Origin of the sequence: Bradyrhizobium sp. 157 (genome assembly GCF_023073815.1) — a bacterium.
Lineage (GTDB): Bacteria > Pseudomonadota > Alphaproteobacteria > Rhizobiales > Xanthobacteraceae > Bradyrhizobium.
In genome coordinates, this window is record NZ_JADPKF010000081.1 from 55,682 (window position 1) to 77,015 (window position 21,334).

General features: G+C 62.7%; 20 protein-coding genes. 7 read left to right on the forward strand and 13 right to left on the reverse strand.

Annotated elements, in window-relative coordinates; translation table 11 throughout:
• Positions 1-189: 189 nt before the first annotated feature.
• The 6 genes from IVA95_RS21750 to IVA95_RS21775 form a co-directional block, all read right to left on the reverse strand.
• Positions 190-1,365: a LysM peptidoglycan-binding domain-containing protein gene (locus tag IVA95_RS21750; RefSeq protein ID WP_247512332.1), complete on the reverse strand. Its 1,176-nt coding sequence runs from the start codon at positions 1,363-1,365 to the stop codon at positions 190-192.
• A gap of 151 nt (positions 1,366-1,516) precedes the next feature.
• Positions 1,517-1,825, reverse strand: a complete 309-nt coding sequence (locus IVA95_RS21755) for a hypothetical protein (RefSeq protein ID WP_247512333.1) — start codon at positions 1,823-1,825, stop codon at positions 1,517-1,519.
• 28 nt (positions 1,826-1,853) lie between these two features.
• Positions 1,854-2,954 (reverse strand): hypothetical protein, encoded by a 1,101-nt coding sequence (locus tag IVA95_RS21760; RefSeq protein ID WP_247512334.1) that lies wholly within the window; start codon positions 2,952-2,954, stop codon positions 1,854-1,856.
• Positions 2,947-3,369: a hypothetical protein gene (locus IVA95_RS21765; protein ID WP_247512335.1), complete on the reverse strand. Its 423-nt coding sequence runs from the start codon at positions 3,367-3,369 to the stop codon at positions 2,947-2,949. Before IVA95_RS21765 ends, IVA95_RS21760 begins: the two co-directional genes overlap by 8 nt.
• A gap of 34 nt (positions 3,370-3,403) precedes the next feature.
• Positions 3,404-4,375: an alpha/beta hydrolase gene (locus IVA95_RS21770; protein ID WP_247512336.1), complete on the reverse strand. Its 972-nt coding sequence runs from the start codon at positions 4,373-4,375 to the stop codon at positions 3,404-3,406.
• A gap of 128 nt (positions 4,376-4,503) precedes the next feature.
• Positions 4,504-5,919, reverse strand: coding sequence for a TolC family outer membrane protein (locus IVA95_RS21775; protein WP_247512337.1), 1,416 nt, complete (start codon positions 5,917-5,919; stop codon positions 4,504-4,506).
• Positions 5,920-6,256: 337 nt separating this feature from the next.
• Between IVA95_RS21775 and IVA95_RS21780 the strand changes: the two genes are divergently transcribed.
• Entirely contained in the window at positions 6,257-8,146 is a 1,890-nt protein-coding gene (locus IVA95_RS21780) for an acetyl-CoA hydrolase/transferase C-terminal domain-containing protein (RefSeq protein WP_247512338.1), read from the forward strand.
• A gap of 96 nt (positions 8,147-8,242) precedes the next feature.
• Here the strand turns inward: IVA95_RS21780 and IVA95_RS21785 are convergent, their stop codons facing one another.
• The gene (locus tag IVA95_RS21785) at positions 8,243-9,022 is read right to left on the reverse strand and encodes an enoyl-CoA hydratase (RefSeq protein ID WP_065744225.1); all 780 of its coding nucleotides are present in this window, start codon (positions 9,020-9,022) and stop codon (positions 8,243-8,245) included.
• 112 nt (positions 9,023-9,134) lie between these two features.
• Entirely contained in the window at positions 9,135-9,809 is a 675-nt protein-coding gene (locus IVA95_RS21790) for a hypothetical protein (RefSeq protein WP_247512339.1), read from the reverse strand.
• Positions 9,810-10,166: 357 nt separating this feature from the next.
• On the opposite strand from IVA95_RS21790, the gene IVA95_RS21795 reads away from it, so the two are divergent.
• Together IVA95_RS21795 and IVA95_RS21800 are read left to right on the forward strand one after the other, a co-directional pair.
• A complete protein-coding gene (locus IVA95_RS21795) occupies positions 10,167-10,712 on the forward strand; it encodes a sigma-70 family RNA polymerase sigma factor (RefSeq protein ID WP_247512340.1) in 546 nt (181 codons plus the stop codon).
• A gap of 2 nt (positions 10,713-10,714) precedes the next feature.
• The gene (locus IVA95_RS21800; RefSeq protein ID WP_247512341.1) at positions 10,715-11,353 is read left to right on the forward strand and encodes a DUF1109 domain-containing protein; all 639 of its coding nucleotides are present in this window, start codon (positions 10,715-10,717) and stop codon (positions 11,351-11,353) included.
• A 14-nt stretch (positions 11,354-11,367) separates the two neighbouring features.
• Here IVA95_RS21800 and IVA95_RS21805 read toward each other — a convergent pair whose 3' ends face one another.
• Together IVA95_RS21805 and IVA95_RS21810 are read right to left on the reverse strand one after the other, a co-directional pair.
• Positions 11,368-12,477 (reverse strand): DUF2336 domain-containing protein, encoded by a 1,110-nt coding sequence (locus IVA95_RS21805; protein ID WP_247512342.1) that lies wholly within the window; start codon positions 12,475-12,477, stop codon positions 11,368-11,370.
• A gap of 62 nt (positions 12,478-12,539) precedes the next feature.
• Positions 12,540-13,577, reverse strand: a complete 1,038-nt coding sequence (locus IVA95_RS21810; protein WP_247512378.1) for a GGDEF domain-containing protein — start codon at positions 13,575-13,577, stop codon at positions 12,540-12,542.
• Between the two features lie 528 nt (positions 13,578-14,105).
• Here IVA95_RS21810 and IVA95_RS21815 point away from each other — a divergent pair.
• The 4 genes from IVA95_RS21815 to IVA95_RS21830 all read left to right on the forward strand — a co-directional run bounded on the left by IVA95_RS21815 (position 14,106) and on the right by IVA95_RS21830 (position 18,229).
• On the forward strand, positions 14,106-14,675 hold the full coding sequence (locus tag IVA95_RS21815; RefSeq protein ID WP_247512343.1) for a sigma-70 family RNA polymerase sigma factor: 570 nt from the start codon (positions 14,106-14,108) through the stop codon (positions 14,673-14,675).
• A complete protein-coding gene (locus IVA95_RS21820; RefSeq protein WP_247512344.1) occupies positions 14,672-15,385 on the forward strand; it encodes a hypothetical protein in 714 nt (237 codons plus the stop codon). The genes IVA95_RS21815 and IVA95_RS21820 overlap by 4 nt, the downstream gene beginning before the upstream one ends.
• A 152-nt stretch (positions 15,386-15,537) precedes the next feature.
• Positions 15,538-17,148, forward strand: coding sequence for a S8 family serine peptidase (locus IVA95_RS21825; RefSeq protein ID WP_247512345.1), 1,611 nt, complete (start codon positions 15,538-15,540; stop codon positions 17,146-17,148).
• Between the two features lie 535 nt (positions 17,149-17,683).
• Positions 17,684-18,229, forward strand: a complete 546-nt coding sequence (locus IVA95_RS21830; protein ID WP_247512346.1) for a TIGR03809 family protein — start codon at positions 17,684-17,686, stop codon at positions 18,227-18,229.
• Between the two features lie 23 nt (positions 18,230-18,252).
• Here IVA95_RS21830 and IVA95_RS21835 read toward each other — a convergent pair whose 3' ends face one another.
• The 3 genes from IVA95_RS21835 to IVA95_RS21845 all read right to left on the reverse strand — a co-directional run bounded on the left by IVA95_RS21835 (position 18,253) and on the right by IVA95_RS21845 (position 21,298).
• Entirely contained in the window at positions 18,253-19,623 is a 1,371-nt protein-coding gene (locus tag IVA95_RS21835; RefSeq protein ID WP_247512347.1) for a TIGR03808 family TAT-translocated repetitive protein, read from the reverse strand.
• 115 nt (positions 19,624-19,738) lie between these two features.
• On the reverse strand, positions 19,739-20,617 hold the full coding sequence (locus IVA95_RS21840; protein ID WP_247512348.1) for a GIY-YIG nuclease family protein: 879 nt from the start codon (positions 20,615-20,617) through the stop codon (positions 19,739-19,741).
• Positions 20,618-20,650: 33 nt separating this feature from the next.
• Positions 20,651-21,298 carry a pyroglutamyl-peptidase I gene (locus tag IVA95_RS21845; protein WP_247512349.1) on the reverse strand — a complete coding sequence of 216 codons (648 nt, stop codon included), beginning with the start codon at positions 21,296-21,298 and terminating at the stop codon, positions 20,651-20,653.
• Between the last annotated feature and the right edge of the window lie 36 nt (positions 21,299-21,334).

The following is a 21,334-nucleotide window of genomic DNA, read 5'->3' on the forward strand; positions in this document are numbered from 1 at the left end:
GGGCGGTATGAATCTCGTAGAGATGACGTTGGCTGAGCGGTTGCTGCAGAAACTTGGTGATGCATTCGTCCAAGGTGCCATCAAGGACCGAGTACGGTATCGACCAAGCAGCGTCTTTGACGCGTTCGTTGTTTTTCGAAGGCCATTTCTTTAGAACGGCAGGAGCATGAAAGTCCGTTTGAGCACTCCTTAAGGATTGGCTTCCCCGTTGGGAATGACAAAAGTCTGGCCGGGATAGATCAGGTTTGGATTGCGGATTTGCTCTCGGTTGGCCTTGTAAATCGTGGCGTAGCGCGTGCCCGCGCCGAGAGTGGCCTGGCTGATGCGCCACAGGCTGTCACCGCGCGATACCGTGGTGGTCGTGATCTTCGGCACCACGACGCTGGATGAGTTCGTGACGTCCGGCAGGGCGGCCGAGGCATCCGCCACCTGGGGCTTCGCCAAGGCGACGGAGTCTGGTTTGGAAGGTGAAGTCCGCGGCGGCACCGACGCGGTAACCACCGGATCGGGCGCGTTGAACGGCACCTCGGCGCGTCCACGCACCGCGCCGGACTTCGAATCCACCTCGTCCAGTCTTACGCGGTAGTTCCCGGGCCCGATCCCTTCATTGATCGTGACGGCAAAGCGTCCGTCCGCTCCCGCCGTTACCGACGCAATGAAGCTGTCGTTCAGATAGAGCCTCACCGGAGCGCCGGCGCGCGCGCGGCCGCTTACATGGAATTTGCCGCCGGCTTCGGTCTCGACCGCCTCCACGACCACGGCGGCGGTTTCCCCCTTTGGCTGGGCCGGCTGTGACATCACGACAGTGGGTTTGTTTGGCGCCATCAGCGCCACGACCGGCCGTTCCTTCAGGTTCGGCTCAAGCGCCACCGTTACACTCTGCTTCGACATGGTTTGTCTGCCGTCGGGCTGCTTGGCGCGCAACGTCAGATCATAAGTGCCTGGCGGAAGCGGGCGCGGGATCATCGCGAATTGTCCGGATTGATCCGCGACCACGCGATCATGCAGTTCGCCATTGCGCAGCAGTTCCACGGTGACGCCCGGCGCCGCGCGTCCCGCGATTACCGCTTCGCCGTTCGGCTCGATGCGGGCGACATCGAATGCCGGCAAGCCGTCGCCGCTCTCGGGCGCTGTGGTCGATCCGGCCAGCGCGGCTGTCACCGCGTTTGCCGCCGCCTGCGCGCTTGCGAGTGCGGCCGGTCCCTTGGCTGTCTCGTCAGTGGCCGGTTTTGGCGCGACGCTTGCGGCCTTGTCAGCAGTCGGCTCGCGCCCGACGTACTGCATGGCGACGATCGTTCCGATGCCACTCGCCGCGACAAGCCCTATCAGGGGCGCGACCATTCGGTTCATGGATATCTTGATCATGGTCTTTAGCCCGTCGGCCGGAGGTCGGCCCGCCACCAGTATACAGCGATTTCGGTCGAAATGGGTACCCAAGCGGCAAGAAGAAGCTGAAGGTACGGAAGGATTAAGCCGTTCGAGGTGGACCGGCCAGGATGACTGGAACTCTGGTCCGTCAAAGCTGCGCCGTGAACCGCTTTGGCGGCTGGCCGCTGCAGCCGCCCGCCTGTTCGGCGTCGAGCACCAACAGCGCGCCGGCCGCGTAGAGACGGCCGACGAAATCGGCGTCGTCGGAACGCGCGATGGTGACGTAGTTGTTCGACGCAAGAATACGGCCGTTGGCCTTGGTGATAGCAGCCAGTGCCTGGGCCGGCGGACCTATCACCGCCATTGACTTGCCGGGGGCTGAGCCGAAGGTCAACGCGGTGACAACGGCAAGCCAGCCGCACACGACCAGGGCGATCCCGCCGGCAATCCGGCCCAATGGCCAAGCTCGCTTCTCCGGACGCCCGTCAGTAGTCATAGAAGTGCTCAATGCTTGCACCCTTGGTTTTGAGCTCGCGGTTGATATCGACGAGCCGGTCGATCCTTGCCTTCAGGCCCGCCCGGCGGAAGCCGGGCTTCGCATCGAGTTCCAGTGAAAACAGCTCCGTCGTACCGTTGATATCGAGCTTGGCGGCGTCGGGCGCAATCACGGTGACGAAAATGTCGTGATTGCCCGCGATCTCCGCAACCCCGTAACCCTGATCCAGCAGCCCCAGCAGGATATCGGTGAACGCCTTGTAGCGCGGCGTCTGCACGAGCTGCCATTGTGCGTTGAGTGCGCGGATCGGCTTGATGCGCGGTTCTTTTGCCAGTAGCTCCGGCGGCAGCGTCGCGACGGCAAGCATGATGTCGCGTGGCTCGTTGTCATTGCTGGCGTCGAGCGCCTTCTGGATCAGCGAGGCATAGCCGATCTTGACGAAGTATTCCGCGCCGAGCGCGAAGTCACGCTCCCAACTGCGCACCTTGCTCGGCGTCGGCGCCGAGATCGCGAGGAGACCGTCGAGCTTCTCGCGGAAAGGATATTTGTACCAGGGGATGGTGTAGAGGAACGCGGAATAATCCTGCAGCACGGCGCGGCCAAATTCATCCTGCGGGGTGTGCTTCTCGCCCCTGATCCATTCGAACGCGCGGCCGATGGTATTTTCGTAGAACCCTTTGATGGCATATTCGACGGAATAGCTGATGCCGATCACGTAAATCATCGTCTTCACTTCGGCCAGCGATTCTCCTGTCGCGGGCACGGCGCGGTTGATGGTGCAGAAACTGCGCCAGAAACCGAAGATATGTCCGAGATAGTTGAATTGGCTTTCGCTGGAGCGGTCGAGGAAGCGGCCGAAATCCTCGAAGGAATAGACGATGTACCATTCGGGGAACGTGAAGAACGTGTTGTTCAGCTTGCGCCGGTAGCCCGGCTCGTCGATGGCGGGCAGGGTCACCGCCGGCGCGGTCGAGGCCGATGTGCTGGCCGCGGGCCGGCACGTGCCCTCGACATAGGCCAGCGGCACAAGCACCGTCAGCGCAATCAGGATTGCGACGACAGCGAGGGTACGCCGCAGCCATTTAAGCATGAACGACGGTCCGCGTCCGCGGCGCGAGCAGATAGCCGATCACGATCGCCACGCCGCCGAGGCCGAGATGCGGCGCGTTGGCGAAAAACCGCGTCGAGAGCGGCAGGTTGAGGACGCCGTTGATCAGGATGCCGAAGTCGAGATAACCGCTGCCGGTAAGCAGGCCGAGCACGCCATCGGCAAAATAGAACACGCCGAATAATTGGAAGAACAATTCCGAGGCGCGACGCGAGGTCATCGCCGCAATTGCGGCCCATAGCGCCGACACCAGATGCAGGCCGTCGGCATACCAGGTGCGGCGAAACAGGCCGAAGATCATATCATTGGCGTCGATGAAGGCCGGGATGTAGCCGGTGAGGATGACGAAGCCGAGCAGGGCGGCGTAGCCCCAGGCGCACAATCTGATGATGTCCATGATGTCTCCGGCCGGTGCGAATCTCGGGGCCAGTCTAGAGTTTTCCAATTGTCTTGAGCAGGGCGTCGTTGAACAGGTCGGGGTCCTCGATCTGCGGAATGTGACCGAGCCCCGGCAGCAACGTCAGCTCCGTATCTGATGGCAGCAGCGTTCCAAGGTCGAGGGCTTGCTCGACCGGGGTGATGGTGTCCTTGTCGCCCCACAGGATCGCGACGGGGACTTCCAGCTTCGCATATGCATTGCGGTCCGCGCTCGCGGCGTTGGTGTCGGAGCCGAGGAAATAATACAGCCAGTCGGCGATATCGCTCGTGCTGTCGCGCTGCGCCAGCGGCCTTTGCAGGATCGCTACATATTCCGGCAGCGCGCGCTCCTTCTTCGCGATCATCGATTGAAGCAGCATTTGCGTTGCGATCGGATTGGTGATGGTCAGCGACACCAGGATTTCGCGGATCCATTGCGGTTGGATCACCCAAGGCGCCGCCGATGGCACAGCCGTCAATCCGAGCGCGGCATCGACCAGCACCAGGGCCCGTGCCCGATCTGGATATCGCATCACGAGTTCGGTCGCCGCACCAGCGCCGAAGGAATGACCGACGATGATGGCGGGCGGGGCCTCCAATGTCTCGAGCACGTCGTTGATTCGGGAAGCCTGGTTCTGCCGGGTGTAACTGCCGGGACGATCCGAGAATCCAAACGGCGGCAGGTCAAGCGCGATCACATGAAAGCCGGCCGCGGCCAGCACGTCGGTGGTGTGCCGCCATAGCTCGCTCCACGCCGCCGTGCCGTGAAACAGGACCACGGGAATGCCATTCGCCGGACCCTTCTCCTGCACGAACACGCCGCCCGAACGGGTCGGCACCAGATGGCCGGTCTTTGGCGCCAGTTGGGCGCGCACGCCGGTCTCGCGTATCGACGCCGCCATGCGAAATGAGGTGATCAGGAGAATTACCAACAGGAAGAGGATCAACAGGCCGTTGGCCGACCAGCGCAGAATGTTTGAAACCACGAGGCCTCGCGAAATTGATCATCAAAAGGGAGCGGGAACGGACCCGAGTTTTAGGCCAAGGCGAGTTGCTGGCGACTGAAAATACCGGACATGATCAGCGTCCGGTTAACACCACGACAAAATACAACCTACTGCCCGGACGGCGTCCGCAGGCCGTGCCAAGCGTCGCGCACCTGATGGTAGTGCACTTCCGGCAGATAGTCCGGCGTTTTGAGGCCGAGATTCTTGACGTCGAGCCGGCCGATGGCGCTCAGCAGCGTATAGGAGGCGATGACGCGGTCGCGCTGCGCGCCGATCAGCCGCGCCTTTGCCAAGATCAGGTCCTGCTGCGCGTTAAGCACGTCGACGGTGGTGCGCTGGCCGCCCGCCGCTTCCCGCTGCACGCCCTGCAGCGCGACGGTGGCAGCGCGCACTTCCGCTTCGGATGCCGTAACCGCAATCTTGGCACCTTCATTGGCGACCCAGGCGCCGACCGCGGCGGTGCGAGCCTGATTGCGGACCTGGTCCAGCACCTGCCGGCTTTGAGTTGCGATTTCCTTGGCCTGCCGGGTCTGTGAGGCGGCCATGCCGCCATCATAGATCGGCTGCGTGAGCTGGCCGGTCACGGAAGCCTGGTCGGTCCCGAATGTGCCGAGCGTAGGGTCCGACTGCTTACTGCGGCTGGCGCTGCCTTGCAGCGTGATCGTCGGCATCAAGCTGCTTTCGGCGACGCGGATAGAAGTCGAGGCGACGTCGACATCGAAGCTTGCCGCCATCACCGCGGGATGTTCGCGGAAGGCCTGCCCGGTGGCGTCGTCGCGGCTGCGCGGCAGCAGGCGATCCACGGCTTCGGCAGGGCGGAGCACGGTGGGCGCGTTGCCGATGACCTGAAGATAGGTCGCTTGGCTGACGGCCAGATTGACCTCAGCGGCATTCAAATCTGCGCGACCCCGGCTCAGACGTGCCTCGGCCTGTGCAGCATCGGTGGGCGTGACGTCGCCGGCATTCAGACGCTTCTGGGTGATGCCGAGCGTTTCCTGCAGAAACGCCACGTTGGCGCGCTGGGCTTCGACCAGCGATTGGTTGGCGAGAACGTTTGTGTAGACCGTGACCGCATCCAGCAGCACGCCCTGACCGACATTGCGCAGCGCCTCGCGACCGGCCTGCACCTGCAATTCCGCCACGCGTACACTGTTGGCGGTCCTGAAGCCGTTGAACAACGTTTGGGATACGGTCACGCCAATGGTCCAGGGCTTCAGGTTCGCCGACTGGACGGTGTTGTCGGGCAAGAGGTTGCGCACCGCCTGAAAGCCGGCGGAGAGAGTAGCGACGATCTGCGGCCGATAGCCCGAAAGCGCCTGCGGCACGTTCTCGTCGGTGGCGCGCTGACGGGCGCGTTCGGCATTGAGTGCGGGATTGGTCTGGTAGGCCTTGGCCAGCGCCTCGGGGAGGCTTTCACCATACGCGGCCGGCGCCGCAAACGCGAGGCAAGCCACGGCAAGGCAAATGCCCGATCGAAGCAACCATCTTTCAACGTGGCCAACCCTGGCGGCGCGCCTAGTCATTTGATTCCGTAGTCAACACGAGAACGTGATAACCCTGCTTCGAGCCATCCCGCTCTATTTTCTTGTTTGAGCATGACCATCAGGAGTGCCGGTTACCCGTCATTCCGGATCATGCATTGTCCGTCCGCCCCCGCCGACAGTCGTCTACCTGTTTAGGGGGCACCATGGCCACAGGCAAACTGCCGCGCGACATCAGTACATTAATTCGGTGAAATCCGTGCTTGGCTGTTGCCGGTTCGTCACAGACGAATCTTTGGGTGAAGATAGGCTATAGCTCTCGTGGCTGGCGTCCGATTCCAGGGCGGCTGCCTGCTAGCTACGCCCAGGTTCGCATTTGATGCCAAAGCTGTTTGCCGATCCCGAAGCGATCGCGGAGGATATCATCCGCGATGTCGGAACCAATCTCGTGGTTGGATTGCCGCTCGGGCTCGGCAAGGCCAACCACGTCGTCAACGCGCTGTATGCGCGCGCCGCTGCCGACCGTTCGATCAAGCTGACGTTATTTTCGGCACTGACGCTGGAAAAGCCACGGCCCTCGAGCCTGCTCGAACAACGTTTCATCAGCCCCGTGATTGATCGCCTGTTTGGTGACTATCCCGACTTGACCTATGCGAATGCACTGCACGTCGGAGAGCTGCCGCCCAACGTCAAGGTGATCGAGTTTTTCTTCCTGGCGGGCAAATGGCTGCAGGTGCCGTTCGCGCAGCAGCATTACATCTCCGCAAACTATACCCATGCTGCATCGTATTTGCTGGCGCGCGGGCTCAACGTCGTCACGCCATTGGTGGCCAAGCGCGTAGTCGACGGCGTGACCCGTTACAGTCTGAGCTGCAACACCGACACAGCGCTTGATCTGCTGCGCGCCCGCGCCGAGGGGCGCGCTTCGTTCAAGGTGTTCGCGCAAGTCAATTCAGAACTGCCGTTCATGCCGGGTGTGGGCGATCTACCGGCGGACCAATTTTCCGCCGTGCTCGACAGCCCCGCGACGGATTTTCCGCTATTCGCCCCGCCGGCCGAGCCGGTCAGCGACACCAAATACGCGATCGGGCTTCACGCCGCGAGTCTCGTACCTGATGGCGGCACGCTGCAGATCGGCATCGGGCAAGTTGGCGATGCGCTGGCGCAGGGGCTGATCGTCCGTCATCGCGACAAAGCGCAGTTCCGCGCCATCATGAAGCGGCTCGCGCCGGGCGTGGAGCCGATGGAGAGCGCGCCGTTTGAGAAGGGACTCTACGGCGTCAGCGAAATGCTGATCGAGGCGTTTCTTAGCCTGATCGAGGCCGATATTCTCAAGCGCGAGGTCGACGGCGTCGTGCTGCACGGCGCATTTTTCCTCGGGCCGAAATCGTTCTATCGCGCGTTGCGCGAGATGCCGCCCAACCAGCTCGCGCGCATCCAGATGATGCCGGTATCGTTCACCAACGAACTCTATGGCGACGAGGATGCCAAGCGCCGCGCGCGCGTCGGCGCCCGCTTCGTCAACAACGCGATGATGGCGACGCTGATGGGAGCGGCGGTCTCCGATGGTCTCGACAATGGCCAGGTCGTCAGCGGCGTCGGCGGCCAGTACAATTTCGTCGCGCAGGCGTTCGCACTTCAAGGCGCACGCTCGGTCCTCACGCTGGAAGCGACGCGACAGGCGGGCAGGAGGACGCACTCCAACATCCGCTGGAACTACGGCCACCAGACCATCCCGCGGCATCTGCGCGACGTCTTCGTCACCGAATACGGCGTTGCCGATGTCAGGGGCAAATCGGACGCCGAGACCATCGCGGCGATGCTGGCGATCACGGATTCGCGTTTCCAGGATGAGCTGACGAAAATCGCCAAAGATGCCGGCAAGCTGCCGAAGGAGCATGAAATTCCGCGTGCGCATCGCGAGAATTTTCCGGAGCGGATCGCGGATGCGTTGAAGCCTGCGCGCGAGGCAGGACTATTGGCGTCATTTCCGTTCGGCAGCGATTTTACCGAGGTCGAGCAGCGGCTGATCCCGGCCTTGCAGTTGCTGCGGGAAGCGCAGCGAACGCCGCTGCGTCTGCCCGGGTTGCTGTGGCAGGGGATAAGACAGCCGCCGGATGCCTCGAGCCGCGAATGCCTGGCGCGGTTAGGACTCGATCGCCCGACGACGTTCGCTGAACGGGGCTATCGCGCGCTGGTGAATGCGGCACTGGCGCGGTGCAGTAGGGTGGGCAAAGCCACCGGGTCGCGCGCAACGCGCGCCCGATGACAGGCTCCGTGTGCCCACCATCACTTGTGCCTCGCGCAAGAATGGTGGGCACGGCGCTGCGCGCCTTTGCCCACCCTACAAAACTGGAGCTCGGCCTCATCTATTCTTGTTCACCGGCTTGCGCTTTTCGATGAACGCGGCCATGCCCTCGGCGCGATCTTCCAGCGCGAAGGTCGAGTGGAACAGGTTGCGCTCGACATTCATCCCCTCCGACAGCGGCGTCTCGAAGGCGCGGTTGATGGCTTCCTTGGCCATTGCGGCCGCAGGCCGCGACATCGAGGCAATTTTTTCTGCCGCCGACAGCGCTTCTTCCATCAATTTGTCGGCCGGCACGACGCGGCTGACGAGGCCGGAACGCTCCGCTTCGGCCGCATCCATCATGCGTCCGGTGAGGCAGAGATCCATCGCCTTCGACTTGCCGATCGCGCGCGTGAGCCGCTGCGTCCCGCCGATGCCCGGGATCGTGCCGAGCGTGATTTCGGGCTGGCCGAATTTGGCGGTATCGGAGGCGATGATGATGTCGCACATCATGGCAAGCTCGCAGCCGCCGCCGAGCGCATAGCCGCTGACGGCCGCGATTGTCGGTTTCCGGCAGGTGGCAACGCGGTCGCCGCCGATGGCGGTGAAATCGCTGGAGAACATATCGATGAAGCTTTTCGGCTGCATCTCCTTGATGTCGGCGCCGGCGGCGAACGCCTTTTCGCTGCCGGTGAGCAGGATGCAGCCGATCTTGTCGTCGGCCTCGAGGTCATCGACCGCGGCAGCGATTTCACGAAACACGCCGAACGACAGCGCGTTGAGCATCTTCGGCCGGTTCAGCGTAATGATGCCGACCGCGCCTTTGCTCTCGACAATGATGTTTTCGAATGTTGCCATGATCCACCCCGGATAGTTCTTTTCGCGGGCAATGTGCCCGCTGCCGGGATGGGCTTCAAGTGGGCTGGAACCGATCCCCGATCCGGGGATGCCGCGTCCGGTAGCCCGATAGCTACGCCATGAACATCCGCGCAGCCGAGGCCATGGTCAGCAGGGCGCCAAAGGCGATGAAGATCTTTCCGATCAGCGAGGTCTTGTCCAGGGTGGAACTCTCGTTGTTGGCGGCTTGATCGGAGGCTTCCGATGCAGGTTTGGTCGAAGCCATCGCGACCGTCTGCGTGGCGGAGTCCTCGGGAACGGTCGCCTGCAGCGCCCGATCGACATCGTTGAGCTGGTCTGAGGCAACTACGGTGGCATCGGCCGACGTCTCGGCGTCAGCCGGCTCGTCCCCCGCCGCTTGCAGGACGGTGTTGGCCTTCTCAGACATCGCGGCCGACATCCCCTTGGCGCTGTCGGGCGGCGCATCGGCTGTGGTCATTTGCGCGTTGGCGTTGGCGAGCCATTCGGGCATCGCGGACGGAGTGCCGCCGCCCGCATCGGCGACCTGCTTTTCCTCAGGCTTTTTGTCCTCGGGTTTCGCTGCTGCGCGCGTAGATTTGCGGTCGGCGGAGCGTTTCTTCAGGTGACGAGAACCCTGCCTGACGGACTTTTCGGATGTCGCGTTCTCTGGTTTCGATACCGCGGCGCCCTCGTCACCGGCGGCCGTCGCCGGCGATGGTCCTGCGAAACTCAACAGAAGCCCTGCTGCAAGAATGAAGGCCGACCCCGCGCTGGCTCGGATCGTCATATGGAATCTCCCCATTGGCCGCCGCCCAGCGGCGAAATGAGACCCCGCAGGTGTCTAGAGCACGGCAGAAAATAGGAATCTTCGGGCAAGACCGGGCAAAAGCTGGGCAATGGCGCTACATCGACGAGCTGGCATCAATTTTTGCCGGCGCGGACTGCTCCAGAGAGAGCGGGCCACGCCGGATGCGAGTCCGTGCAATCAATGTTATGAGCCTGCCATCGCGCAGCCGGCCGGCCCCGATTCCCGGATAGGGAGCCAGCCCAAGCTGCCGACGGGACCCTCGATCACGAGTTCGTGATCGGATCGTCCTGATGTAACAAATTGAAAGATCGACCGAATTGCAGGGTAGGAGCGCTCTTGCGCGAACGGGATGACGAATGGACCGGCCTGATGCGGTCGGCCATTGCAGGCGACAGTGCGGCGTATCATCGCCTGCTCAAGGCCGTCACGCCGGTGCTCCGGGCTGCGGCGCGCCGCGGTCTGGCGCGCGCAGGGCAACCGGTCGATCAATCCGAGGACATCGTGCAGGACATTTTGCTGGCGGTCCATCTGAAACGGCATACCTGGGATGTCACCGCCCCATTTGCCCCATGGCTGTTCGCGATCGCCCGCAACAAGCTGATCGATGCGCTCCGCCGCCGCGGCCGGCGCATTTTCGTCGATATTGACGATTTCGCCGAGACGCTGCCGGGCGAAACGCCGGCCGAAACGGCTTCGCCAAGCGAGGTCGCCGCCCAGCTCCAGACGCTGCCGGCGCGGCAGCGCGAGGTGCTGCAGTCGATCGCGGTCGACAGCGCCTCGATCAAGGATACGGCGGCGAAGTTTTCGATGAGCGAGGGCGCGGTGCGGGTGGCGCTGCACCGGGGGCTGACCAGCTTGACGGCGAAGTTGCGGGAAAACTGAGCATGGATACCGATCAGCTCATTCGAACGTTGGCCGCTGACAGCGCGCACCGCGCGCGCCCGGTCGGCTTCGCACTGATGCTGGCGCTCCTGGCCGCGGCACCGGTTTCGCTGTTGATGTTCTTCACGGAACTCGGCGTCAGGCCCGACGTGATGGCTGCGATGCGCAATCCGTTCTTCGACCTGAAATTCGCGGTGACACTGGCGCTCGCGATCTCGGCAACTGCCGTCAGCCTGCATCTCTCGCGGCCTGAAGCTTCCCTGCGCGGATTTGGCTGGCTGCTGCTGGCGCCGGTGGGAATTCTGACCGCCGGGATCGGCGGCGAAATGATGATGCCGCAACGAGTGCCGATGATGACGCGGCTGGTCGGCAAGAATTCGTGGGTCTGTCTGACGGCGATCCCGCTGATGTCGTTGCCGATCCTGGCCGGCGCGCTGCTCGGGTTGCGCCATGGGGCCCCGTCGCGGCCTGCATTGTCGGGCGCCGTCGCCGGACTGTTGTCGGCGGGAATGGCGGCAACGCTCTATGCCTCGCATTGCACGGATGATTCGCCGCTGTTCGTCGCGACCTGGTACACGATCGCGACCGCGCTGGTAGCGGCGATCGGCGCGCTCGCCGGAGCGAAGCTGCTGAAATATTGAAGCGGGCTGCGAACCTACGCCGGCACGTTCTGCTGCATGCGGTGGAAGCGCAGCACCTGCTGCGCCGTCGAAGGCCGCAACCGTTCATAGGTATCCTTGCAGGCCGCCAGATCGGTCGGCTTCGCGCCAGACAGTTCGTCGCGCATCCTGATGATGGTCCTGACCGTCGACCACGACAGCCCTGCGACCTTCGCCAAAATCATCACGCCTTCGGCCCGGCTTTCGATCATCATGTTCTCGGCGATCGCCACCGGCACGTTGGCGAGCGCCGCGATCGAGGCGTTGGCCTCGTCGAATTTGCCGGCCGCGGCAAACGACGCGACCTCGGATTCGTCGAGCCGGCCGTCCTCGTACAGCGACTTCACCAGCGCGTGCGCAATCGCGGTGTTTTTGGTGATCGTCGAGGTCGCCGAACGCGCGCGCCGCGTTGCTTCCTTGACCACGTTCGGCACCTCGGACACCTGCTGCGGATTGGCGGCCTCCAGCCGCTGCCGCACCGTGTCGGAGGCCTTGGCGAGCAGTTTCAGGTAGAGATGCCGCGGCACTGACGGACGCATGCCGATGCAGGCGGTGAGATCGTCGTCGCCTTCGGCGCGGCTGACGAGACGGGTAAAGCCGCGCTTTGTGAATTCCGCGCCGGGATTGTTGACGGTCGACTGGATCACCTGATCGTTGCCGCGCTGGACCAGCACGTCGGTGACCGCGCCGCTCAGCGTCTTGCGGGTCGAGATCGCCATCAAATGCGCCTGGCTCTTGCTGCGCGCATTCTCGATCAGGGTCTTGTCGTCGAGCCGCATCGATTGCGACAGCACCGGACCCGCCACCTCGATGACGTCGTCGAATGCAAGCGCGCGGATGGTGAGCGGCGGGGCGCTGTCGATCGGGGCGAGACGATTGGCCAGCAGCATCTTGGCCGAGGTTTCGATGTGGTCGATCAGGCACTGGAAGACGTCGTCGAACAGCCCGACCTGCTCGTCAGAATAATCCACCGCGCCGTTGATGAAGAGATCGGTCACCCGGCGCAGCGTCTCTACCCGGCGAGCGACCGTTCCGTGCGCAAGCGTGGACTGCAACTCGTCGAGCAGGTTTCCGGGAGAAGGAGAGGTGGCGGTCTTCGAAATCATGACTCTGTCCTGGAGCAAAAAGCGGCGGAGCTTCTTCGCCGCCAGAGCTAAAATATGTCGGATCAGGCGCTGGTAATCCGGTTACGTCCCTGCGCCTTGGCTGAATAAAGCGCCCTGTCGGCGCGCGCGAGGAAAGTGTCTGATGTCTCGTTCGGGTTCAGCGTTGCAACGCCTGCCGACATCGTCACCTTCATGCCCGGCGAGAACGCGCTCCAGTCGAGATCGGCAATAATGGCGCGCAACCGGTCGAGCGCCTGCATGGCTTGATCGACGTTCATGTCGGGCAGCACCAGCAGGAATTCCTCGCCGCCATATCGGCCGAACCGGTCGATGCTGCGGATGTTTGCAAACATGGTGATCGAGAATGTCCGCAGCACCTCGTCGCCGGTCGGGTGACCGTAGGCGTCGTTGATGCGCTTGAACCAGTCGAGGTCGATCAGCGCGATCGCGCACGGCGATCCGCTGCGGCTCGCGCGGGCAATCTCCTCCTCCAGCATCCGCATGATGCTGCGGCGGTTGGACGACCCGGTCAGTTCGTCGAGTTCGGCAAGCTCCTCGATCCGCTTGTACGCCGCCTTCAGTTCGAAGCTGCGGTCGTAGAGCATCTTGCGCATGCTGCTGCCGTACAGTCCCACGAAGGCGCATTGTCCGATCGTCAGGACAAAGGAAAGCATGGCCGCGACGCGTTCTGTCTGGGTGGTAATCGGCAGGCCGATCGGGGTGCTGGTAAACAGGAAGATCGGCGCCAGGCCGATCATGGTGAGGGTCCAGGTGATGATCGCCTGACGCGAGGTCATTCGCAGCGCGCCGAACCCAAAGATCAGGAATACGACGCTCAGGAAGGCAAATCCGATCTGTGGCGCGGCCAGCAGAAAACAGAGCTGGAGCGCGACGTGGCCGGCGACCTGGTAGATCGTGAGATAATGGTCCTCGAACCGGTCGTTGAAGTGGGCTTCCGACAACACGACAAAAACCGACACCAATCCGATGCCGGAAAGGAAATAGGTCGATGGAATGATGGTAGGCACGGTGCCGGCGTAGCAATAGACCAGCAGGACCGAGGTGATGAGCGAATAGCTGACGCCTTGCACGGCCAGCATCTGGCGGCGCTGGCCGGCCCGGCGCTTCAAGACTTCCAGCGGCAGGCGGTCGACGTGCACAGTCGCATTGTGGGAGCCTTGCCCCTGAAGCAATGATGCCGCGCTGCTCATGTCCCGCCGCTGTTGGTGATGCCGGACGAAACTTTAGGGAAGAAAGCCTTTAGGTTTGGTATCTTTTGAAGTCGAATCGGCTCCGTTAAAACCCTGCCATTGCACTGATTCCGCAACGGAAATCTGCCGGATTCCGATAGTGCGGAACCCGCCTGGCAGAACCCTGGGCGTCACGCAGATGCTGCCCTCCCGGCGAAGCCTTGCTAAGGTCTAAGGTGGCGCGGTTTTAGGAAAGTGTTTCCGTATTATGGTACCAATTCTGGGGTTTGGCTCCTTTCCGCCGGCAAAATGGCGTGGCAAGATTCATCTGTGGGGTAGATCACACATGCAATCCGGGCATTGCCGTAATGTGAAGAATCTCACTCTTCACATCGAACCGCCGGCCACCCCCGTCCGACCAATCTTGCGAGACGGCCATTGAGCGCGACACAGGCGGCTTCAGACGAAGTTCTGATCGCTCGGATCGCTCAAGGCGACCGGCTCGCCATGCAGGTGCTTTATGGAAGGCACCATGTCAGGGTGTTCCGTTTCGGGCTTCGGCTCGTAAGGGACGAGCAGGTCGCGGAAGACCTCATCAGCGAGGTTTTTCTCGATGTGTGGCGTCAGGCTGGCAAGTTCGAAGGCCGATCCGCCGTTACTACCTGGCTCTTGGCGATTACGCGGTTCAAGGCACTTTCGGCACTGAGGCGCCGCAAGGACGTTGGGCTGGACGAGGAAACCGCGAACGCGATCGAGGATACGTCCGACGGTCCGGAAGTGGTGGTGCAGAAGAAGGACACGGGTGAAGCGTTGCGCAAGTGCCTGACGGCACTTTCGCCAGAGCATCGGGAGATCGTCGATCTCGTCTACTACCACGAGAAGTCCGTGGAAGAGGTGGCCGAAATCGTCGGCATTCCGGAGAACACCGTCAAGACGCGCCTGTTTTATGCGCGCAAGAAATTGGCCGAGTTGCTCAAAGCAGCAGGCATAGAGCGAGGTTGGCCATGATGGCAGCGAGCAAAAAAATGCTGGATCACGAGCCCAGCGAAATCGAGATGCTGTTGCCCTTCCACGCGGCCGGCACCCTGAGCACGCGCGATGCACGCCGCGTCGAGGAAGCGCTTGCCGGGGATCCCGAGCTTGCCCGGCAGTATGCCGTCATCCGCGAAGAATACGCCGAGACGATCAGCCTCAACGAGAGCCTCGGAGCGCCGTCCGCGCGCGCCATGCAGAAGCTGTTTGCTGCGATCGAGGCGGAACCTGCGCGCAAGCCCTCGCGCTCGGTGAGCCTGTCCGCACGGGTGTCGGAATTTTTCGCAAGCCTGTCGCCGCGTACGCTTGCCTGGTCGGCGAGCCTCGGCGCGGTGGCGCTCGTGTTGCAGGCCGGCGTGATCGGCGCCGTGCTGATGAAGAACCAGACCGCTTCGTTCCAGACCGCTTCGCTGAGCGTAAACGAGCGGTCGTCGGCGCCCATCACCCGCGATCTCGGCATCAGCGCCGCGCCGCCGCGCGCGCTGGTACGGTTCGCGCCCGAAGCCCGTATCGCCGACATCACCGCTTTGCTCGACAATTACCAGGCCTCCATCGTCGATGGCGCCAAGGGCGGCATGTTCCGCCTGCAATTCGGCAATAAGGCTGTTGGCAAGGACGAAGCCGCAGCTCTGCTGGAGAGGCTTCAGCGTGAAAAGATAGTCAGCCTGGCGGTGGCAACGCCATAAGGTCGCCTGGCGCGGGCCGGGCAAGCTGAGGTCCCATGGTTCATGATGGCGTGAGTTGGCGGACTAGGACCCGGCGTGCGGCACGGGTATTGTCGGCCGTGCTGTTGCCACTGATCGCGTACGGACCCTCGGCGGTGCATGCGCAGAGCATCATGCGCACCCCCAGTTTGAGCGTTGGCGCGCGAGTACCCACCATCAGTCCGACAGTAACGCCGCGGATCAGTCCGACCGTCGCGGCGCGGCCGGGCGTGCGTGCCGATACTGTCGCACGGACGCCGCCGTCCCGGATCGGCGCCACGACCCTGCGAGTCCGTCCGGGGGCCGGCGTGCAGTCGACGCTGCCCCATGCGCGGTTTTCGCCCAACCTCTATCCGGCTTGCCAGGCTGCGCTTCGCGGTCCAAACGGGGAGTGCTTCGATCGTCCGGTGATAACGGCCGGCGGCGGCAAAGGCGCCTCGGCCAAGAAGGGCAAGAGCGGATCGGGCAACAACAACGTCCAGGCAGCGGTCAATCTGCGCGCGGTCAAGAACGAACTTGTCGCCGAAATCGACGGTGCGTTATCCACCGCCGAGGCCGACGAACTGGCGCGGCGTCATGGCCTGGAGCGCATCGCGTCGCAGAACTTCCCGCTGCTCGCCGGCACCATCGGCCTGTTCCGCATCGTCGATAACCGACCGGTGGACACCGTTCGCCGCGAACTCGCGGCCGACGCCAGCGTGCGTTCGGTGCAGCTCAATTTCCGTTACTTCCTGCAGGATCAGAAGAAGGTTGCGACCGGGGGCGACGCCGTGCAATACGCTGTCGCCCAGCTTCGGTTGCCACAGGCGCACGCGCTGGTCCGCGGCATGAACGTCACCATTGCGGTGATCGATTCAGGCGTCGACGTCAAACATCCCGAACTTGCCAATTCGGTTTCCGACAGTTTCGACGCGCTCGGAAGCAAGGAAGGTCCACATGTCCACGGCACCGGCATTGCGGGCGCGATCGTCGCGCATGCCAAACTGATGGGCAGCGCGCCGGAGGCGAGGTTGATCGCGATCCGCGCGTTCGGCGCGGGATCGAAGGGCGCGGAGAGCACGTCCTATGTAATCCTCCGGGGATTGGACTATGCGGCCGAGCACGGCGCACAGATCATCAATATGAGCTTTGCCGGTCCGAAGGATCCGCTGATCGAGCGAGGCATCGCGGCGACGGCGGCCCGTGGCATCCTGATGGTGGCTGCGGCCGGCAATGCCGGTGCGAAATCGCCGCCGCTCTATCCGGCCGCCAACCCCAACGTCATTGCGGTGAGCGGTACCGACGCGCAGGAAAGACTGTTCGCGGCATCGAACCGCGGTAACCACATCGCGGTTGCCGCACCGGGCGCGGACATCTTGCTGCCGGCACCGGATGAAAAATACCAGATCACATCCGGCACCTCGTTCTCCGCCGCCTACATCAGCGGCGTCGCGGCGTTGATGCTGGAGCGCAATCCTTCGTTGAAGCCGGGCGATGTTCGCGCAATCCTGACCAGGACCGCCCGCGATCTCGGCACCCCCGGCCGTGACGATCAGTTTGGGGCAGGCGAGGCCGATGCCTTTGCCGCCGTTACCGCCGCGGCCGCCGCACCAGCGGTTCCGCTTGCTTCAGCTTCCGGCAAGCCGGCGGGGGAGAAAGCGCCGGCGCAAGACCCGGCCGCCGATAACACTTCCGTGAGTCGCGCATTGAACGACGCCTCGCCCTCGATGGCAGCGGACAAATCGGCCGCAAACGCCGCAAAATAGTTGCCGCGCAGCGATTTTCCGACGATCTGCCCGAACACAAAGTTAAAAAAATCGTCCGGCGTTTTGAACGTCCCGCGAGGGTCCTGCGACTTATCTACGTGGGAGCGGTAATCCCTCCCCATAGGCTGTATTCGGCGCGAGCGCCCATCCACCCCAAGCGCCCCATATAGCTTGACCCGTCCGGTTGTCCCCCCGGACGGGTCTTTCATTTTCAGCGCAGGTCTTTGGACGAAGCTGCGTTTCGTGCGGCACCGCGACGGCTTGCGACTGCAAGTTTTCCGACTCGTCTCTGCGGTGCACACTCTTCCCGTGCATGAAATGATTCGAGGCTCCCCGCAACGCGGGCATGCTGCTGTGCGGCTTGACCGCGAATAGAGCAGATTAACCCGTGTTTGTGCGGGTTTCTTCGATTGCGGCGTACTTCCGTAGCTTCACGCACTGGACAACGAAAAAGTTTTCCACAGAATATCCAAGTCACATCCCACTGATTCGTCTCGGTTGCGTCTGCGTCCGTCCCTCTCTTACGGGCTGATTTATGGCACATCCTGCAGACGTGGCACGTGGCCGCAACATCGTTGCGCGCTGGTGCAGCCTTGCCGAGCAACGGTTGGAATACCTCACTGAACTGTTCGAGACCGGGCGCTGGCGCCGCTTTCACACCGAACGCGAATTCCTCGAAAACATCCAGGAAGCCAAGGCCGCCGTCGCAACCTGGCGTGACCTGCTGAGCCGCGAAGCCTCGCTCGACAACACGACGATCGACCTGGCCTGGCTAGGCCGCCGTCGAACGGCGCCGCTGCTGCTGACGCCACTGCCGCGCGACGAGGGCTATCGCCCGCCGGTCGTGCAGCTTCAGCCGCAACTGCAGTCGCCACCAATTGTCGCCGCGCCGCCGCCGATTGCAGCCGCGCCGCCGAGTGATATTCCCGCTGATGTTCTGGTCGCGCTGGAAAGCCAACTCGTCGTGGCGGACGAGGCGCCGTCCATGCCGGATGTGCTGGCACTGGACGAGATACCACTGCCGGCGCTCGATCTCGACGTGATCAAGCAACGATATCCGGCGTTGCGCACCGCGCTGTAGCGCGGGGCAGGTGAGGGGGCGAACTACCGCCGCACCGCATTGCCTCCGACCATCACCTGCGCATAGCGTTGTGCTCCTTCGGCTGACAGGTCGGTCGTAATCGTGCGGGCATGGTCGAGTCCGACCACGGCGCCGCGCGGGGTCTCCGAGATCATGTTGTTGTTGACCAGCGCTGTCCCGGCGCCCGGCAGTACCGATACACCGACGCCGACGAAGGCGTTGCGGATGACGTTGCCCGTGATGGCGACGTCGCGGAGATATTTGCCCCATCCGGCGATGATGCCGAACGACGGCGCGTTCTCGATCACATTGCCTGTGACAGTCGAGTCCGCCTCGACATAGATGCCGATCCCGGCATCGTCATCGGGCGCGGTGCCGATCGGCCGCTTCGGCAAGAGATTGCGGATGATGTTGCCCTGTACGACGGCAATCCGTCCGCCCTCGTTGAAGTTGCAGACGGAGACGCCGACGGCTGCGCCATCTACCGTGTTGTTGGCGATCACCGCGCCTTCGAACGCGAATTCGGAATAGAGCGCGACCTCGCGGACATTGCTGACGCTGTTGTCCGTGATGTGAATATTCGATGCCGAATTGCCGCGCACTGCGGAGTAGTCGCAATTCCTGATGCGGTTGCCGCGCACGATCACATTGCCGGCACGGAAGGCGTTGATGGCGTTGCCATACTGCCCGGAACCGCCGGGGCCGGCCTTGATGTCCTCGATACGATTGTCGAGAACCAGCGTGCCGTCGTCCCCAATCGCGGTGCGCAGGATTTCGATGCCGTTGTCATTGGTATCGGTGATGGTGTTGCGCGAGACGATCAGGCCGAGCGCGTCGAAGGATACGACTGCGGTCGTCGCGATTTTCGTGAAGATGTTACCGGAAATATCGCCCGAGACCTGCTCGAGCCAGATGCCGTTGCCGCCGCTGCCTGATATTTCGCAATCGGCGATCCGGACGTCGCGCCCGCCGAGGCAATGCACCAAGCCGCGCCGCGTCGGCAGCGGAATGCGGCCGCCGTCGAAGGTGATGCCCGTCAGGCCGACGCTGTTGGCGCCTTCGCTCTGCAGCATCGAGGCGCCGCCGGTGAACACCAGCTTGGTCGCGCCGCGGACGCCGACCAGTTGGGTGCCGTTCGAAAGCCGCAGCATGCCGGTGCGATAGACCCCCGGCGGCAGCGCCAGCGGCACTTGCGCGCGCGCGGCTTCGTCGATCGCGCGTTGCAGTTTCGCGGTCTGATCGTCCGGGCTGCCGGGGCGGACGCCATATTGCGTGACGTCGCGCCCGAGCGTGGAGGTGGGTGGTGCCGCGCGCGCAGCGTCAGGCGACATCGCAAGCGCACCGGCTGCACCGACGGCGGACGCTCCAATAAGACGGCGGCGGTTCATGTCCATGGTGAATGGCCCTCGCGCGATGCAAGTCGTGGCATTCGCGTTTCCCTAGGTATCGCGGAAATGCGGCTCCGCATGGTGAAGATGCGGACGGGAGACGCGATTGTTGGGGGTAGGGTTAATGTCTCCCTGAACGTAACCTTTGATCTGAACTACCCGAGACCTCGTCTGTGGCGCGCTTGTATTCGAGGAGTTGAGACACGGCGTCGTAGGAATGGTATCGAGCATACACGCTAATCGCTTGTCGTTCCCGCAAATCAGCCAAGGATTCGGACCAATAGGCAACAAGAGCGCGACGAACACCCGGCAGCCCGAAAATCCTCTCTGCACTCGCAAAATCAGATTTGAAGCGAATCGATACGGCTCTTTGTGCCGATGCATATTGAGCCTCTTCAACTGCCCCGTCCTGGCGCCCGATCCAAATGATCGTTTCAGGAAAATCGAGGATTAGTCGGTCAAGTATCAAGTAGTGCTCGTATTTTCCATTATCGGACTTGCGCACGCTGAAAGCGACTTCATGTGTCCCAATGTTCAATGTAAACCAGCGACCACCGTTCGTCCTCGGAAGTATGCTCAAGGTCCAGGCGCCTTGAATATCAAGGTGGCCAAACAAACCGGAAAGCTGAAATAGTCGGTAAAGGTAAAGGCGGACGTCGACGTTTGTGAACAGCGCTTCGGTTTTTGAGTGATCTATTCGTAGGAGGGCGTCTGTTTTTCGCAATCGCTTGCGGGCCTCATATGGCGGAACGTCAAATAGTTCATGGGGACCCTCGATATCTCGAACGTTTCTCTCCTTGAAGTGTCGGTGTAACCCGCCTTCAACGAGGCGCCAGTCGGTTACGTGAAGGAAATCTGAGAGTTGCCAAGGCCCGTGATCAGCGTAGGCTGCTGTTCCGTTGATCCCGCGAAGCCGCTCACTTATCGGGCGCTCAGTGCCTCCAATCTTGATAAAATTGCTGTTTGGCGAAACCAGTAGATACACAAATCCCTTTGTCATATTTGCTACCGCTCTTCCCTCTGCATTGTGCGTCTATCGTGCCGCCCGTCGCGCCAACCGCACCATCTCCAGCAGCATCGCTTCGCCGGCATCGACCAGCTCTTCCAGCGAGATGCGCGGAGAACCTTTTCGCCTGGCCGCGCCGCTGCGCGCCAGCGGCGGGATGTGAATGAAGGCGGCGACACGGGGCCCGTTGTCGCCACGGACGGATTCGATCGCGCGCCAGCTCAGGTAGTTGCAGAGATAACTCCCGGCGTCGCGCGAGGCGCGGGCATCGAGCCCGGTGTTCTTGGCCGCACGCAATAATTTGGCTGTGTGCGGGCCGAACCTTTGCGCATCGGCGCCGTCGGCGATCGATCCTTTGCGAGCGCGGGTTTGTGCCGCGTCGGGCCAGAGCATGGTGACGGCATTGCGGGCGCGGGTTTCGATCCGCAGATAAGGGGTCCGCGAGGCGAGGCCGAACATTAGCAGCGCATGCGGCCGGTGTTTTCGCAATGCCAGCGGCAATTCGCGATCGACCGCGTTGTAGGTTACGGGGAAGATGTGGCTGGACAGTTCGACGTCGGCAAAGGCCGGACGGCGCAGGCGCGTGAGGCGGTCTACCAGCGGCTGCGTCGGATTGTAGGGCGTGCCGGGAAACGGACCAAAACCGGTCATGAGAATGCGAAGCTTGTCGCTCAATTGCTTATCCTGTCCTCATGCCCGCGAAGGAGGCAT